The sequence below is a fragment of the Streptomyces cupreus genome, assembly GCF_014257025.1.
Classification (GTDB): Bacteria; Actinomycetota; Actinomycetes; order Streptomycetales; family Streptomycetaceae; genus Streptomyces; species Streptomyces cupreus.
In genome coordinates, this window is sequence record NZ_JACMSF010000005.1 from 31,596 (window position 1) to 46,013 (window position 14,418).

The window sequence follows — 14,418 nt, forward strand, 5'->3', positions numbered from 1 at the left end:
GCCGCACCACTTGGAGGGCGTACCGTGCACCGCCGGCACAACGGGCTCAGGACCGCAGTACTCCTCGGGGGACTGTCCGCACTCATCATCGTCATCGGCAGCTTCTTCGGCCGCATGGGGCTCGTCGTGGCTGTCGTCATCGCGCTGGGCACGAACGCATACGCGTACTGGAACAGCGACAAACTCGCGCTACGCGCGATGCGCGCCCGCCCGGTCAGCGAGTTCGAGGCCCCGGCGCTGTACCGCATGGTCCGCGAGCTCTCCAACCAGGCCCGCCAGCCCATGCCACGCCTGTACATCTCCCCGACGGAGGCACCGAACGCTTTCGCGACCGGCCGCAACCCGCGCAACGCCGCCGTGTGCTGCACCGAGGGCATCCTGCGCCTCCTCGACGAGCGGGAACTGCGCGGAGTCATCGGCCACGAGCTCAGCCATGTCTACAACCGAGACATCTTGATCTCGTCGGTCGCCGGCGCCCTCGCCTCCGTGATCATGTTCCTGGTCAACTTCGCCTGGCTGATCCCGATCGGCCGCTCGGACGACGATGACGGCCCCGGCCTGCTCGGCATGCTGCTGATCATGATCCTGGGCCCGCTCGCCGCCGGCCTCATCCAACTCGCCATCAGCCGCTCCAGGGAGTACGAGGCGGATGCCTCCGGCGCCCAGCTCACCGGCGACCCGCTCGCCCTCGCCAGCGCCCTGCGCAAACTCGAAGCGGGCACCAAGCAGCTTCCGCTGCCTCCGGAGCCCCGTATCGAGACGGCGAGCCACATGATGATTGCGAACCCCTTCCGGCCGGGACAGGGCTTGTCCAAGATGTTCTCCACACACCCGCCGATGGCCGAGCGGATCGCGCGACTTCAGAAGATGGCAGGTCCCCACCAGTGAAGACAATCCTGAACGTCATCTGGCTCGTCCTCAGCGGCTTCTGGCTGTTCCTCGCCTACCTGGTCGCGGGCGTGCTGCTCTGCATCACGATCATCGGCATCCCGTTCGGTATCGCCGCGTTCCGCATCGGCGTCTATGCCCTGTGGCCCTTCGGGTACACCACGGTCGAACGCCGTGACGCGGGCGCGCCGTCCTGCATCGGCAACGTCCTGTGGCTGATCCTGGCGGGCTGGTGGCTGGCGCTCGGCCATGTCGTCACTGGCCTCCTGCTGTGCGTCACGATCATCGGCATCCCGCTCGGCCTCGCCAACTTCAAGCTGATCCCGGTGTCACTGCTGCCGCTGGGACGCGAAATCGTACGGACGGACCAGGCGTTCGCATCGACGCGCTGGTAGCCGGCGGGTTGTCCACAACCCGGAGGTTGTCCACAGGCCCCGCTCGATTGTCAGTGCCGGCTTGCATCATGAACGCATGACCGAGATCGAGCAGTTGCTGGCAAGGGTGGCGGCCAAGGCCCACAACACCCGCCCGTGGGGCTGGACTTCCCTCCCCGAGCCCGTGGACGCGGCCGCCCCGGCCCGCGCCGAGGCCGCGCTGGGCTTCCCTCTGCCCCCGCTGCTCGCCGAGCTCTACCTGCGCATAGGAGACGGCGGATTCGGCCCGGAGTACGGCCTGTTGCCCCTGCTCGACAGTCCTCCGTCCGGCGAACCCGCGGCCGTCGTGCAGTACCTCGCCAATCGTGAGAGCGGCCGCAAGGACCCTGACTGGCCCTGGCCCGAGGGCGTCCTGCCGATATCCCACTGGGGCTGCGCGATGTACGCGTGCGTGGACTGCCACGACCCCGAGGCCACCGTCCTGCTCTTCGAGCCGAACGCCGACACCAGCGACCACGCCTGGTACGTGGACGCGCCCAGCCTCGAACACTGGCTGCGCACCTGGGTCGAGGGCACCGGCTGGTACGAGGAGACCAACGACGACATGGACATGGCCCCGTGGACCGACTTCCGCATACGGACGACGCGGGCGTCGTAGGAACCGCCGAGTGCAGCGGTGACGTCCTCGTCCTCAACAGACGGCGAACGAGAGGGCGACCTCGGGCACGAGCGTGAGTGCGCACAGCGCACGACCGACGAGCACACCCTGTCGGGACGAAGATCACAGCGTCCGGACAGTGCGGGCACAACACGGAAGGGCAGGTTCACGGCATGGGTATCATCAGCTGGATCATCCTGGGGCTGTTGGCCGGAGCCATCGCCAAGCTCCTGCTGCCGGGCCGGGACCCGGGCGGCTTCATCGGCACGACCGTGATCGGCATAACGGGCGCGTTCATCGGCGGCTGGATCTCGGCCCGCTGGCTGGACCACCCCATCACCAAGGACTTCTACGAGGGCGCCACCTGGGCGGCCGCGATAGGCGGCTCACTGGTCCTCTTGGTCGCCTACCGCATCCTGTTCGGCAACTCGCGCGACTGAGCACATCCCCCGAACCGCAGCCAGCAGGCGGGAAGGGCGGACACCCGCCAGGTGCCCGCCCTTTCTCGCGGAGGGGTGATCACCGGTAGTTGACGAACTGCAGCGCGAAGTCGAAGTCCTTGCCCTTCAGCAGGGCGATGATGGCCTGCAGGTCGTCGCGGCTCTTGGAGCTGACGCGGAGCTCGTCGCCCTGGACCTGGGCCTTCACGCCCTTCGGGCCCTCGTCACGGATGATCTTCGCGACCTTCTTGGCGTTCTCCTGGGAGATGCCCTCCTGGATCGAAGCGAAGATCTTGTACTCCTTGCCGGAGAGCTGCGGCTCGCCCGCGTCCAGCGCCTTCAGCGAGATGCCGCGCTTGATCAGCTTGGACTGGAAGACGTCGAGGACAGCGTTCACCCGGTCCTCGGAGTTCGCCTCCATGAGGATCTTGTCACCGGACCACGAGATCGAGGCGCCCACGCCCTTGAAGTCGTAGCGCTGCGAGATCTCCTTGGCGGTCTGGTTGAGGGCGTTGTCGACCTCCTGCCGCTCGACCTTCGAGACGATGTCGAAACTGGAGTCGGCCATGTGCTGTGGCTCCTTGTATCGGGGTCCTGTCGGGTGCGTATCGGCGTACGTGGGGGCGACCGCCGAGCCCGGCGTAGGTCCCGGGCCGCATCCGGATAAGCCTAGCCATCCCAGGTCCCCGGGGCGGAGATCAATCGTGTGGCGAAGCACCCCCCGGCATCAGGTATTGTTTACGTCGTTGCCGGGGAACGCAGCCGAGAGGCCGTTCGAAGGACAACAAACCCGGCGGTGTGCCCGAGCGGCCAAAGGGAGCAGACTGTAAATCTGCCGGCTCAGCCTTCCCAGGTTCGAATCCTGGCGCCGCCACTTCGGGGAAGACCCCCTCAGCACTGTGGAAACACAGAGCTGAGGGGGTCTCTTCGTGTACGGCCGTCTCCCGGGCACACTGACCCCATGACCACTCGACGCAGAAGCTGCCCCGAGTGTCGTCGGGAGATCGCCGTGGTTGCCGGGCGGTTCGCGCGGCACGATCCGCCCGGTGCTCGGGGGAGCGGGGAACTCGTCTCGTGTGCCGGGTCGCGGCGGCCGGCAGAACTCGGGGCCGCGCAGCCCTCGTTGGACGGGTACGTCGTGCCTGAGTTTCCTGGTCAGTTGCCGCTGTTCTGAGGTGCCCCTTCGGCCGGCATCCTCAGTTTCCCGCCACCGACTTCACCGCGACCGTCACCGGCGCCGAACCGCTGACCAGCTCCAGGGTCAGTCCTGTCGTGGCCGGAGTGTCGATCAGCTCTGCCAGCACCGCGGCCACGTCGTCGCGTGGGATCGGGCCGCGGCCGGTGTGGGCCTCCAGGCGGACCAGGCCCGTGCCGGCGTCGTTCGTCAGCATGCCGGGGCGCAGGACCGTCCAGTCCAGGGCGGCCAGGCCGCGCACGTATTCGTCCGCCTCGCCCTTCGCCCGCAGGTACACGTCGAAGACCTCACTGCCCTCGTGCCTGTGGTTCGCGCCCATCGACGACACGATCACGTACCGGCGTACGCCCGCCCGCACCGCCGCGTCCGCGAACAGGATCGCCGCGTCCTTGTCCACCGTCTCCTTGCGGGCCGCCCCGCTGCCCGGCCCGGCGCCCGCCGCGAAGACCGCCGCGTCCGCCCCCTGCAGATGCGCCGCGACCTCCTCCACCGACGCCGACTCCAGGTCCAGCAGCACCGGTTCGGCACCCGCCTCCCGCAGATCGTCGCCCTGTTCGGCGCGGCGGATGATCCCCGCTACCTCGTCCCCGCGCGCGGAGAGCAGCCGCTCCAGCCGCAGCGCGATCTGACCATGACCTCCAGCGATGACAATGCGCATGTCTTCGACCGTACGCCCGGACGGCCGCATCCGCCGCACGAGTTCCCACGGCCCGTCCCACGGCCCGAGGCCTTACCGACGGTGCCCTCGACAGCGCACACGCCGCACCTCGCGCCCGGCCCGCACCCCGCGCCCCGCGCCCCTCAAGACACCTCGCCCCGCCCCTGCTGAGGCAACCCCAACTCCACCGCCGCCGCGGAGTTGCAGTACTCCCGTACCGCGCTCGTCCGCGCAACCACACGCCCCCGGTGCACCACGATCCGGCTGTACGCCAGCGACAACGCCCCCGCCAGCCGGTCTCCCCGCACCGCCAACAGGTCCGCCGGAAAGCCCGCTTCGACGCGGACCTCGGGCAGGCCCAGTACCGTTCGCGCCGCCGAACTCACCGTGTCGTAGGCGTCCTCGGGGCCCAGCCCACAGCGGGAGGCCAGCAGATACGCCGCCTCCAAGGGGTCACCGCGGCCCACCGGGTTGGACACGTCCCGCAACGCCCCGCTCCCCGCGGCCACCCGCACCCCGGCCGCGCGCAGCAGTCGTACCGGCGCCGTCCCTCGCCGCTCCACGCCCCCGCAGCCGCCCTGCGGCAGGCACACCACCGTCACGCCGGCCGCGGCGAGTTGGTCCGCCGTCCGGGACGCCGCGTCGGCCGGGAGCCGCCCCAGGCCGCCGCACGGGCCCAGCGTCACGCCGGGGCGCAACCCGCCCGCCATGGCCGCCAGCCGGGACAGCCGGGCCGGGTCGTCGGCGTCGGTGTGCAGGTCGACGGGGCAGCCGTGCTCCGAGGCCAGGTCCAGGACCGCTTCCACGTATCCCGTCGGATCGGGGTCCAGATCCGGACAGCCGCCCACCACCGAGGCGCCCATCTTCAGCGCGTCCCGCAACATCGCGAGCCCGTCCGCCCCGGCCACGCCGGTCAGCAGCCGCGGCATCGCCACCGCGGTCAGCTCGGCGAGCCCGCCCAGCGAACGCCGGGCGCGCAGCACGGCGGCCAGCGCGCCGAGCCCCTGGACATCGCCCACGCGCACGTGTGCCCGCAGTGCGGTCGTCCCGTGGCCGAGCTGGAGCAGAGCCGCCTCCGTGGCCCGGCGCTGGACGTCCTGGGGGTCGTACGAGACCGGACCGTCGGCGTCGGCGGAGAGGGCGGTGTCGCCGTGGGCGTGGGGCTCGGCGGGGGCCGGCAGGAGGAGATAGCCGGTGAGGTCCACGCGCGCGCCGCACGCGCGCGTGCCGCTCGCCAGGCTCCCCGCCGTGCCCACCGCCTCGATGCGACCGCCGCCCAGCCGGACGTCCACCGTGCGCCCGTCGGTCAGCCGTGCTCCGCACAACAGCAGAGCGGCCGGGTCGGACGGCCCGGCCGCCCCTGGGGAGGACGACGAGCGGGGCGGCTGGGGCTGGCTGTCGGGCATCGCGCTCCAGGTGCTCGGTGCTCGGAGGCTGCGCGGGGACTGCGCCGGGAACGCAAGATCACGCAGAGTGAGTCGAGCCTAGGGTGGTGATCCGCTCGCGGCCGGGAGGAGCGCAATAGTCGTACCGGTGTGGTCCGCCGTGCGGGAGCTGCGTGGATGGCGTACTGAGGTGGCGGCCGAGGAGCCTGGGAAGCCCGCCGGATCGGGGTGCCGAGGGTGCCTCGAAACGGATTTGGGTGAACGGCGGCCGAGCGTGTAATGTCTTCATCGCTCGCCCCAATAGCTCAGTCGGCAGAGCGTCTCCATGGTAAGGAGAAGGTCAACGGTTCGATTCCGTTTTGGGGCTCTGGTGTGGGAGGTTCCCGTCGCAAGGCGGGAACTGATCGCATCACAGCGGTGTAGCTCAGTCGGTAGAGCAAGCGGCTCATAATCGCTGTGTCACCGGTTCAAGTCCGGTCACCGCTACTGACAGTAGCCGATTGCGGGGTCGGTCCTTCGATCGGCTACTCTTTCTTGCGTTAAATGTCCTATCCGTTCGTCAAGGAGCACTCACGTGGCTGCCACCGACGTCCGCCCGAAGATCACGCTGGCCTGCGTGGAGTGCAAGGAGCGGAACTACATCACCAAGAAGAACCGGCGTAACAACCCGGACCGTCTTGAGATGAAGAAGCACTGCCCGCGTTGCAACGCGCACACCGCGCACCGCGAGACGCGATAAATCAGGCTCGTACACGAGGCCGCCCCCGCAGTCAGGGGGCGGCCTCGCGTCGTTTCGGTCGGCCGGTTACCGGCCGGTTCGCAGATCGCCGCCCCGGCCGACCCGGGATATCGCGGCCGGCATGGCCGGCCGGCTCCGGGAGACCGCAGTGGACATCACCGGGTGGCCGGGGATACCGCAGCGGACATCGCCGGGCGGCCCGGGAAAACCACACGCAGACACCAGGAGGTGCCGAGCCCATGGCGCTCGACCAGTCCTTCGTCGGGCGGACCTATCCGCCCACCGACCCCTACGAGGTCGGCCGGGAGAAGATCCGTGAGTTCGCGGAGGCGGTGGGGGACGCCAACCCGGCGTACACGGACCCGGAGGCCGCCAAGGCGCTCGGTCACCCCGATGTGATCGCTCCGCCGACCTTTGTGTTCGCGATCACCTTCAAGGCGGCCGGAGAGGTCGTCGCCGACCCCCAGCTCGGCCTCGACTACAGCCGAGTGGTACACGGCGACCAGAAGTTCGCGTACACCCGCCCGGTGCGCGCCGGCGACCGGCTCACGGTCACCTCGACCATCGAGGCGATCAAGTCCCTCGCGGGCAACGACATCCTGGACATCCGCGGTGAGGTCTACGACGAGGCGGGGGAGCATGTCGTGACCGCCTGGACGAAGCTGGTCGCCCGTGCGGCCGAGGAGGCGTGAGCAACCCCATGACGGCGAAGATTTCGTACGCCGACGTCGAGGTCGGCACCGAGCTGCCCGCGCAGACGTTCCCCGTGACCCGTGCCACGCTCGTGCAGTACGCGGGCGCCTCGGGCGACTTCAACCCGATCCACTGGAACGAGAAGTTCGCCAAGGAGGTCGGACTGCCGGACGTCATCGCGCACGGCATGTTCACCATGGCCGAGGCGATCCGCGTGGTGACCGACTGGACCGGCGACCCGGGCGCGGTCGTCGAGTACGGCGTCCGCTTCACCAAGCCCGTCGTCGTCCCGAACGACGACCAGGGCGCCACGATCGAGGTCAGCGGCAAGGTCGCGGCCAAGCTCGACGACAACACGGTCCGCGTCGACCTGACGGCGACCAGTGCCGGCCAGAAAGTGCTGGGGATGTCGCGGGCAGTCGTGCGGCTGGCCTGAGACGTAGGGGCGTAAGGGGCGTTCTCCATGGTGGGGCGCCCCTTACGGCGTTGAGGCCCCCTACCGGCCCCAACGGGTCGGGGGTGGAGCGGAGTTCCGTGGGAGGCCGCGGTGGGCGAGTTCCACGGCCAGGCGCCACACTTGGCAACCCCTTGACGTAGTTAGTGATTGAGTACTAACTTACTCGCATGGTCAGGATGAGCGCAGAGGAGCGGCGCGAGAGTGTCGTCCGTGCGGCGATGAGCGAGTTCGCCCGTGGTGGCTATCACGGCACGTCGACCGAGGTGATCGCCAAGCGGGTCGGTGTCTCGCAGCCGTATCTCTTCCGGCTCTTCCCTGGCAAGAAGGCGATCTTCCTGGCGGCGGCAGAGCGGTGCCTTGAGGATTCCATCCGCACCTTCGAGCAGGCTTCCGAGGGGCTGGAGGGCGAAGAAGCCCTGCATGCCATGGCGGACGCGTACACCAAGGTCATCGCGGAGCACCCGGAGCGGCTGCTCATGCAGATGCAGATGTACGCCGCCGTGGCGGCCGCCGAGGAGGAGGGCGACCGCGAGTTCGGCGCCGCCGTCCGCGACGGCTGGATGCGACTGTGGGACACCGTTCATCTGCCGCTCGGGGCCGACATCGGCGAGACGACGACCTTCATGGCGTACGGAATGCTCATCAACTGTCTGATCGCCATGGGATTTCCGCCCGAACACCGGGTGTGGGAAGGGCTCTACCCGTCAGCCCGTATCAAGGGGCGACTCGAACACTGAAAGCGGAAAGGCCTGTCCGGCGCCTTTTCATGATCGCAAAAGTTAGTCATCAATAACTAACCGAGTCCACGTGATCACCCTCTGGGGGAGAGATGTCACAGCAGACCGCACCTCGTGGAGGACCCGTCTGGGCCCTCGTCATCACCAGCGTCGCCGGATTCATGGCGGCCCTCGACAACCTCGTCGTCACCACCGCCCTGCCCTCCATCCGCGAGGACCTCGGCGGGGCGCTGCACGACCTGGAGTGGACGGTGAGCGCGTACACGCTCACCTTCGCCGTCCTGCTGATGTTCGGCGCGGCGCTCGGCGACCGCTTCGGGCGCCGCCGGCTCTTCCTCGTCGGGATCACGATCTTCACCGGCGCCTCCGCCGCCGCGGCCATGGCCCCCGGCATCGACTCCCTGATCGCCGCCCGCGCGGTGCAGGGCGTCGGCGCGGCGATCATGATGCCGCTGACGCTGACCCTGCTGACGGCCGCCGTGCCGGCCGCCAAGCGCGGGATGGCGTTCGGGATCTGGGGCGCCGTCAACGGGCTCGCCGTGGCCTCCGGGCCGCTCATCGGCGGCACCCTCACCGAACACATCTCCTGGCAGTGGATCTTCTGGCTGAACGTTCCACTGGGCCTGATCCTGCTGCCGCTCGCCCGTCTCCGCCTCGCCGAGTCCCACGGCACCGGCGCCCCCCTCGACCTCCCCGGCACCCTCCTCGCCAGCGGCGGCCTCTTCGGCATCGTCTACGGCCTGGTCCGCGGCCCCGCCGACGGCTGGACCGCCCCCCTGGTGCTGACCGGCCTGTTCGCCGGAGGCGCGCTGCTCGCCGGGTTCGTCCTCTACAGCACCCGCGCCAAGAACCCCATGCTCCCGATGCGGCTGTTCCGCTCCCGCGCCTTCTCCGGGATCAACGCCGCCAGCATGCTGATGTTCCTCGGCATGTTCGGCTCGATCTTCCTGCTCAGCCAGTACATGCAGGGCGTGCTCGGCTACTCGCCCACCGAGGCAGGCCTGCGGATGCTGCCCTGGACCGGTATGCCGATGCTGGTCGCGCCGATCGCCGGCCTCCTCTCCGACCGGATCGGCGGCCGCCCGGTCGTCGCCACCGGCCTCTTCTTCCAGGCCGCGGGCCTCGGCTACCTGGCCTACGTCATCACCGCGGACGCCTCCTACGGCGTCCAGCTGCCCGGCCTGATCATCAGCGGTATCGGCATGGCCCTGTTCTTCGCGTCGGCCTCCGCTTTGGTGATGTCCAGCGTCCGGGCCACCGAGCAGGGCATCGCCTCCGGCGCCAACAACGCCCTGCGCGAGGTCGGCGGCGCGCTCGGCATCGCCATCATGTCGTCGATCTTCGCGGCCCAGGGCGGCTACGAGACCGGACAGACCTTCGTCGACGGGCTGAAGCCCGCCCTGGTGACCGGCGCCGCGCTGGTGGCCCTCGCCGGAGTCGCGGCCCTGTGCATCCCGGGCCGACGGCACACCGAGCCCACCGACACCCCGCAGACCCCCGCCCCCGTACTTGAGACCGCCGGCCGCTGAGGAGGACGTCATGCCCACCCTTCCCTGGACCGTCCCGAACACCCCCGCGCAGGGCATCGAGGTCCATGTCTTCGCATCCCGCTTCGAGACCCGCACCCTCTGGGGCGCGCTGAAGTTCTTCCTCAGGACCCCGGGCGTGTGGCGCCAGGTCAGCCGCGCACCCGGCGCCTACGGGGCCACCCTCAAGGCGCAGCCACTGCGGCGGACCTTCTGGACCCTGTCGGCCTGGGAGTCCCCCCAGGCGCTCAAGACCTTCGCCCGCTCCGGCACGCACGCACCGACCTCCCGGGGCCTGGCCCCCCTGATGCGGGACGCGAAATTCGTCACCTGGACGGCGAAGAGCGACGAACTCCCGCTCGACTGGTCCGAGGCCGTCCGCCGCCTCACCTGAGCCATGGACGACGTACCAGAGCGGCCCCGCCCGGACCCGTGGGGCCGTTCTCGTACCCTTGAGCGCGTGCAGGAACTCCACGACGCGCCGCTCGCCCCGCTGACCACCTTCCGCCTGGGCGGACCGGCCACCCGGCTGGTCACCGCCACCACCGACGCCGAGGTGATCGCCGCCGTCCGCGAGGCCGACGTCACCGGCACGCCCCTGCTGATCATCGGCGGTGGCTCCAACCTGGTCATCGGCGACAAGGGCTTCGCGGGCACCGCCCTCGTCATCGCCACCAAGGGCTTCGAGCTCGACGGCACCCGCCTGGAACTCGCCGCCGGCGAGGTCTGGACCGACGCCGTCGCCCGCACCGTCGAGGCCGGACTCGCCGGCGTCGAATGCCTGGCCGGAATCCCCGGCTCGGCGGGCGCCACCCCGATCCAGAACGTCGGCGCGTACGGCCAGGAGGTCTCCGCCACGATCACCGAGGTCATCGCCTACGACCGTGAGAACGGCGAGACCGTCACGCTGGCGAACGAGGAGTGCGCCTTCTCCTACCGCCACAGCCGCTTCAAGGCCCACCCCGAGCGGTATGTCGTCCTGCGCGTCCGCTTCGAACTGCAGGACGCGGACGGGCTGTCCGGGCCCATCAAGTACGCCGAGACCGCCCGCGCCCTCGGCGTCGAGCCCGGCGACCGCGTGCCGCTCGCCGACGCCCGCGAGACCGTCCTGAAGCTGCGTGCCGGGAAGGGCATGGTCCTCGACCCCGAGGACCACGACACCTGGTCCGCCGGATCCTTCTTCACCAACCCGATCCTCACCGACGAACAGTTCGCGGCCTTCCACGCGCGCGTACGCGACCGGCTCGGCGACGGCGCGGAGCCCCCGGCCTACCCGGCGGGAGCGGGGCACACCAAGACCTCCGCCGCCTGGCTGATCGACAAGGCGGGCTTCACCAAGGGCTACGGCAACGGGCCCGCGCGCATCTCCACCAAGCACACCCTCGCGCTCACCAACCGCGGCGCGGCGACCACCGAGGACCTCCTCGCGCTCGCCCGCGAGGTCGTCTCCGGCGTCCGCGAGGCCTTCGGGATCACGCTGGTCAACGAGCCGGTGACAGTCGGCGTCAGCCTCTGAACGATTAGTCAGTGGGCGTCAGTAGGCGACACCCACCCCCTGCTTCACCGTCCCGGGGTCGTCCGTCATCGCCAGCATCGCGTGGGCCACGTCCGCGCGGCCGATGAAGCGGCCCTTGGCCGGAGTGCCGCCGACGACCGTGCGGTACACGCCGGTCAGCGGCTTGTCCTGGAGCCGGGGCGGTCGTACCGAGGTCCAGTCGACCGCGCTGCGGGCGAGCTCCGCCTCCATCTCCCTGAGGTCGTCGTAGACGTCCTTGAGGATCGCCGAGACCAGACCGCGCACGGTCCGGTCGAGGGCGCCGTCGTTCGCCGGGGCCGGCCCGAGCGGCGCCGCGCTCACCACGAGCAGCCGGCGCGTGCCCTCCGCCTCCATGGCCCGCAGCACCGTACGGGTCAGGCGGGCGGCGACACCGGCGTCCTTACGGCTGCGGGCGCCGAGGCCCGAGAGCACCGCGTCCCGGCCGGTCACCGCGGGGCGGACCGCCTCCGGGTCGGTCACGTCCGCGCGGAACACCTCCAGGCCCGCGCCCGTCACCGGCAGCCGCGCGGGATCCCGTACGACCGCCGTCACCCGGTGCCCGGCGGTCAGCGCCTGCCGGACGATCTCCTGACCGATGCCTCCGGTGGCACCGAAAACCGTGATGTTCATGGCCACTCTCCCGTCCGGGTGGGTGGGTGAGTGTTCACTCACCCCTCTGCGTCCTAGAGTGGGTGAGTATTCACCCACCCGTCAAGACCGGTAAGGTCCGCCCTCGTGGAATCCGTGCAGAAGCCCGCCCGCGTCCGCATCCTCGACGCCGCCCATGAACTGATGCTCACCGTCGGTCTGGCCCGCGCCACCACCAAGGAGATCGCCAAGGCGGCAGGCTGCTCCGAGGCCGCGCTCTACAAGTACTTCGACAGCAAGGAAGAGCTGTTCGTCCGCGTTCTCGCCGAGCGGCTGCCCCGACTCACCCCGCTGCTCGGCAGCCTCACGGCCGAGCCGGGGGTGGGCACCCTGGAGGGCAACCTGACCCGGATCGCCCACGAGGCGGCCCTCTTCTTCGAGCAGAGCTTCCCGATCGCCGCCTCCCTGTACGCCGAGGCACAGCTCAAGCGGCGGCACGACGACGCGCTGCGCAAGATCGGTGCCGGTCCGCACCTGCCGATCGAGGCCCTCGACGGCTACCTGCGCGCCGAGCAGAGCGCGGGCCGCGTCCGCGCCGACGCCGACACCTTCGCGGCCGCCTCCCTCCTCCTCGGCGCCTGCGCCCACCGCGCCTTCGCCTACGACGCCACCGAGAGCGGCGCCCGCCCGCCCGCGGACGCCTTCGCCGCCCGGCTCGTCCACACCTTGCTGGGCGGAATCTCCGTTGCGCGGGACAGCGGGCACCCCCGACCCTGAGGCCATGAGGGAACGCACATGCGGCTGAGGCTGAACGAGTTCAGGCCCCGGACAGGGCCGTACGAACACCGGGTGGTCCAGCCCCGCACCCCTCTGCGCGACACCTCGCTCACGGCCCCCGACCCCATCGGCCTGCTCCTCGGTGACCATGACGGCCTGAACCGGCTGGCGGGCCTGTTCTCCTTCGCCGCCTACTCCCGGCACACGGTCGTCCACGTCCCCCTGCGCGACGGCGTCCCGCCCGACGAGGGCTGGGGCGAACGGGTCGACCTCGTGCTGGCCCACCACAGCCTCGGCCTGCGCCCCGGCCAGTGGCCCGAACTGCGCCGCAAGCTGCGCGCGGGCACCCCGCTGACCGCCCGCACCGACGAGGCGCGCACCGCACGGGACGCGAGGACCTGGCAGGCGCGGCGGGATCGCGACGAGCTACGGCACACCACCCACGCCCGCACGCTCTTCCTGTTCGGCAGCCGGGACGTGTTCGCCGACACCGCCACCGGCTTCGCCCACGCGGCAGGCTTCGGGCCCCGCCAGAAGGGCGTCGCCCAAGGCCGCTCGGCGCTGATGACAGGGCTGCCGCTGGTCCAGCCGCCCAGCGGGGGGCACCCCTTCGAGGTCCTGATCTGCTTCAAGCCCTATCCGCCGTACGCCCACTTCAGACGGCCGGGCGAGTCAGCCAGTCGTCCACGCCGGCCAGCAGCCGCGCCCTGACGTCCTCCGGCGCCGCCGACGCCCGTACCGACTGCCGTGCCAGTTCCGCCAGTTCCGCGTCCGTGAAGGCGTGATGCTGGCGGGCGATGTCGTACTGGTCCGCCAGACGGGAGCCGAACAGCAGTGGGTCGTCCGCGCCCAGCGCCAACGGGACCCCGGCCTCGAACAGCGTGCGCAGCGGAACGTCCGCCGGCTTCTCGTAGACGCCCAGGGCCACGTTCGACGCCGGGCACACCTCGCAGGTCACGCCCCGGTCGGCCAGGCGTTTCAGCAGCCGCGGGTCCTCCGCCGCGCGCACCCCGTGGCCGATCCGGTTGGCGTCCAGGTCGTCCAGGCAGTCGCGGACCGAGGTCGGCCCGGTCAGTTCGCCGCCGTGCGGAGCGGAGAGCAGGCCGCCGTCGCGGGCGATGGCGAACGCGCGGTCGAAGTCCCTCGCCATGCCCCGCCGCTCGTCGTTCGACAGACCGAAGCCGACCACACCCCGGTCCGCGTACCGCACCGCAAGCCGCGCCAGCGTCCGCGCGTCCAAGGGGTGCTTCATCCGGTTCGCCGCCACCAGGACCCGCATCCCCAGGCCCGTCTCCCGCGACGTCGTCTCCACCGCGTCCAGGATGACCTCCAGCGCCGGGATCAGACCGCCCAGCCGAGGCGCGTACGACGTCGGGTCCACCTGGATCTCCAGCCAGCCCGAGCCGTCCTTCAGATCCTCCTCGGCGGCCTCGCGCACCAGCCGCTGGATGTCCTCGGGCTCCCTCAGGCACGAGCGCGCCGCGTCGTACAACCGCTGGAAGCGGAACCAGCCCCGCTCGTCCGTCGCCCGCAGTCTCGGCGGCTCCCCGCTCGTCAGGGCTTCCGTCAGCGCCTCGGGCAGGCGCACGCCGTACTTGTCGGCCAGTTCCAGAACGGTGGCGGCGCGCATCGACCCGGTGAAGTGCAGGTGCAGATGGGCCTTCGGCAGCTCAGAGACATCACGTACACGCTCCATCCCAGGATCCTGCCGTACGTCCCCGCCGTCCCGGTAGCGCTTTCCCCGTTAGTGGTCTTGCTCGCACACT

At 70.5% G+C, this 14,418-nt stretch carries 19 protein-coding genes and 3 tRNA genes; 17 read left to right on the forward strand and 5 right to left on the reverse strand.

Features of this window, described 5'->3' with window-relative positions:
* Positions 1-24 precede the first annotated feature (24 nt).
* The 4 genes from htpX (at position 25) to H4N64_RS06230 (ending at position 2,360) form a co-directional block, all read left to right on the forward strand.
* Entirely contained in the window at positions 25-888 is an 864-nt protein-coding gene (htpX, locus tag H4N64_RS06215) for a zinc metalloprotease HtpX (protein WP_186281105.1), read from the forward strand.
* Positions 885-1,283, forward strand: a complete 399-nt coding sequence (locus H4N64_RS06220; protein ID WP_186281106.1) for a YccF domain-containing protein — start codon at positions 885-887, stop codon at positions 1,281-1,283. The genes htpX and H4N64_RS06220 overlap by 4 nt, the downstream gene beginning before the upstream one ends.
* Positions 1,284-1,359: 76 nt before the next feature.
* Complete coding sequence (locus H4N64_RS06225) at positions 1,360-1,920, forward strand: SMI1/KNR4 family protein (protein ID WP_186281107.1); 561 nt, start codon at positions 1,360-1,362, stop codon at positions 1,918-1,920.
* A 173-nt stretch (positions 1,921-2,093) separates the two neighbouring features.
* Positions 2,094-2,360 (forward strand): GlsB/YeaQ/YmgE family stress response membrane protein, encoded by a 267-nt coding sequence (locus H4N64_RS06230; RefSeq protein WP_186281108.1) that lies wholly within the window; start codon positions 2,094-2,096, stop codon positions 2,358-2,360.
* A gap of 79 nt (positions 2,361-2,439) precedes the next feature.
* Here H4N64_RS06230 and H4N64_RS06235 read toward each other — a convergent pair whose 3' ends face one another.
* Complete coding sequence (locus H4N64_RS06235) at positions 2,440-2,928, reverse strand: YajQ family cyclic di-GMP-binding protein (RefSeq protein ID WP_186281109.1); 489 nt, start codon at positions 2,926-2,928, stop codon at positions 2,440-2,442.
* A 224-nt stretch (positions 2,929-3,152) separates the two neighbouring features.
* Between H4N64_RS06235 and H4N64_RS06240 the strand changes: the two genes are divergently transcribed.
* Together H4N64_RS06240 and H4N64_RS44865 are read left to right on the forward strand one after the other, a co-directional pair.
* Positions 3,153-3,234, forward strand: a tRNA-Tyr gene (locus H4N64_RS06240).
* An 87-nt stretch (positions 3,235-3,321) separates the two neighbouring features.
* Positions 3,322-3,534, forward strand: coding sequence for a hypothetical protein (locus H4N64_RS44865; RefSeq protein ID WP_260859575.1), 213 nt, complete (start codon positions 3,322-3,324; stop codon positions 3,532-3,534).
* Positions 3,535-3,556: 22 nt separating this feature from the next.
* Here H4N64_RS44865 and H4N64_RS06245 read toward each other — a convergent pair whose 3' ends face one another.
* A complete protein-coding gene (locus H4N64_RS06245; RefSeq protein WP_186281110.1) occupies positions 3,557-4,213 on the reverse strand; it encodes an SDR family oxidoreductase in 657 nt (218 codons plus the stop codon).
* A 143-nt stretch (positions 4,214-4,356) separates the two neighbouring features.
* Positions 4,357-5,619: an amidohydrolase family protein gene (locus H4N64_RS06250; protein WP_186281111.1), complete on the reverse strand. Its 1,263-nt coding sequence runs from the start codon at positions 5,617-5,619 to the stop codon at positions 4,357-4,359.
* 273 nt (positions 5,620-5,892) lie between these two features.
* Between H4N64_RS06250 and H4N64_RS06255 the strand changes: the two genes are divergently transcribed.
* From H4N64_RS06255 to H4N64_RS06295, 9 genes are all read left to right on the forward strand, one after another.
* A tRNA-Thr gene (locus tag H4N64_RS06255) sits at positions 5,893-5,965 on the forward strand.
* A 46-nt stretch (positions 5,966-6,011) separates the two neighbouring features.
* Positions 6,012-6,084: transfer RNA gene (locus H4N64_RS06260), tRNA-Met, on the forward strand.
* An 88-nt stretch (positions 6,085-6,172) separates the two neighbouring features.
* Entirely contained in the window at positions 6,173-6,337 is a 165-nt protein-coding gene (rpmG, locus tag H4N64_RS06265; RefSeq protein ID WP_003948671.1) for a 50S ribosomal protein L33, read from the forward strand.
* Between the two features lie 239 nt (positions 6,338-6,576).
* Positions 6,577-7,029, forward strand: a complete 453-nt coding sequence (locus H4N64_RS06270) for a MaoC family dehydratase N-terminal domain-containing protein (RefSeq protein WP_186281112.1) — start codon at positions 6,577-6,579, stop codon at positions 7,027-7,029.
* A gap of 8 nt (positions 7,030-7,037) precedes the next feature.
* The gene (locus H4N64_RS06275; protein WP_186281113.1) at positions 7,038-7,466 is read left to right on the forward strand and encodes a MaoC family dehydratase; all 429 of its coding nucleotides are present in this window, start codon (positions 7,038-7,040) and stop codon (positions 7,464-7,466) included.
* A gap of 188 nt (positions 7,467-7,654) precedes the next feature.
* Positions 7,655-8,224, forward strand: coding sequence for a TetR/AcrR family transcriptional regulator (locus H4N64_RS06280; RefSeq protein WP_186281114.1), 570 nt, complete (start codon positions 7,655-7,657; stop codon positions 8,222-8,224).
* 92 nt (positions 8,225-8,316) lie between these two features.
* Complete coding sequence (locus H4N64_RS06285; protein ID WP_186281115.1) at positions 8,317-9,753, forward strand: MFS transporter; 1,437 nt, start codon at positions 8,317-8,319, stop codon at positions 9,751-9,753.
* A 10-nt stretch (positions 9,754-9,763) separates the two neighbouring features.
* Positions 9,764-10,144: a DUF3291 domain-containing protein gene (locus H4N64_RS06290; RefSeq protein WP_186281116.1), complete on the forward strand. Its 381-nt coding sequence runs from the start codon at positions 9,764-9,766 to the stop codon at positions 10,142-10,144.
* A 66-nt stretch (positions 10,145-10,210) separates the two neighbouring features.
* Positions 10,211-11,266 carry a UDP-N-acetylmuramate dehydrogenase gene (locus H4N64_RS06295; RefSeq protein WP_186281117.1) on the forward strand — a complete coding sequence of 352 codons (1,056 nt, stop codon included), beginning with the start codon at positions 10,211-10,213 and terminating at the stop codon, positions 11,264-11,266.
* An 18-nt stretch (positions 11,267-11,284) separates the two neighbouring features.
* Here the strand turns inward: H4N64_RS06295 and H4N64_RS06300 are convergent, their stop codons facing one another.
* Positions 11,285-11,917: an NAD(P)-dependent oxidoreductase gene (locus tag H4N64_RS06300; RefSeq protein ID WP_186281118.1), complete on the reverse strand. Its 633-nt coding sequence runs from the start codon at positions 11,915-11,917 to the stop codon at positions 11,285-11,287.
* Positions 11,918-12,022: 105 nt separating this feature from the next.
* On the opposite strand from H4N64_RS06300, the gene H4N64_RS06305 reads away from it, so the two are divergent.
* Together H4N64_RS06305 and H4N64_RS06310 are read left to right on the forward strand one after the other, a co-directional pair.
* Positions 12,023-12,652, forward strand: coding sequence for a TetR family transcriptional regulator (locus H4N64_RS06305; protein WP_186281119.1), 630 nt, complete (start codon positions 12,023-12,025; stop codon positions 12,650-12,652).
* 18 nt (positions 12,653-12,670) lie between these two features.
* On the forward strand, positions 12,671-13,363 hold the full coding sequence (locus H4N64_RS06310; RefSeq protein WP_186281120.1) for a hypothetical protein: 693 nt from the start codon (positions 12,671-12,673) through the stop codon (positions 13,361-13,363).
* On the opposite strand, the gene H4N64_RS06315 is transcribed toward H4N64_RS06310, so the two are convergent.
* Positions 13,308-14,348: an adenosine deaminase gene (locus H4N64_RS06315; protein ID WP_186281121.1), complete on the reverse strand. Its 1,041-nt coding sequence runs from the start codon at positions 14,346-14,348 to the stop codon at positions 13,308-13,310. The two genes, H4N64_RS06310 and H4N64_RS06315, sit on opposite strands and share 56 nt — an antisense overlap.
* Positions 14,349-14,418: the final 70 nt, after the last annotated feature.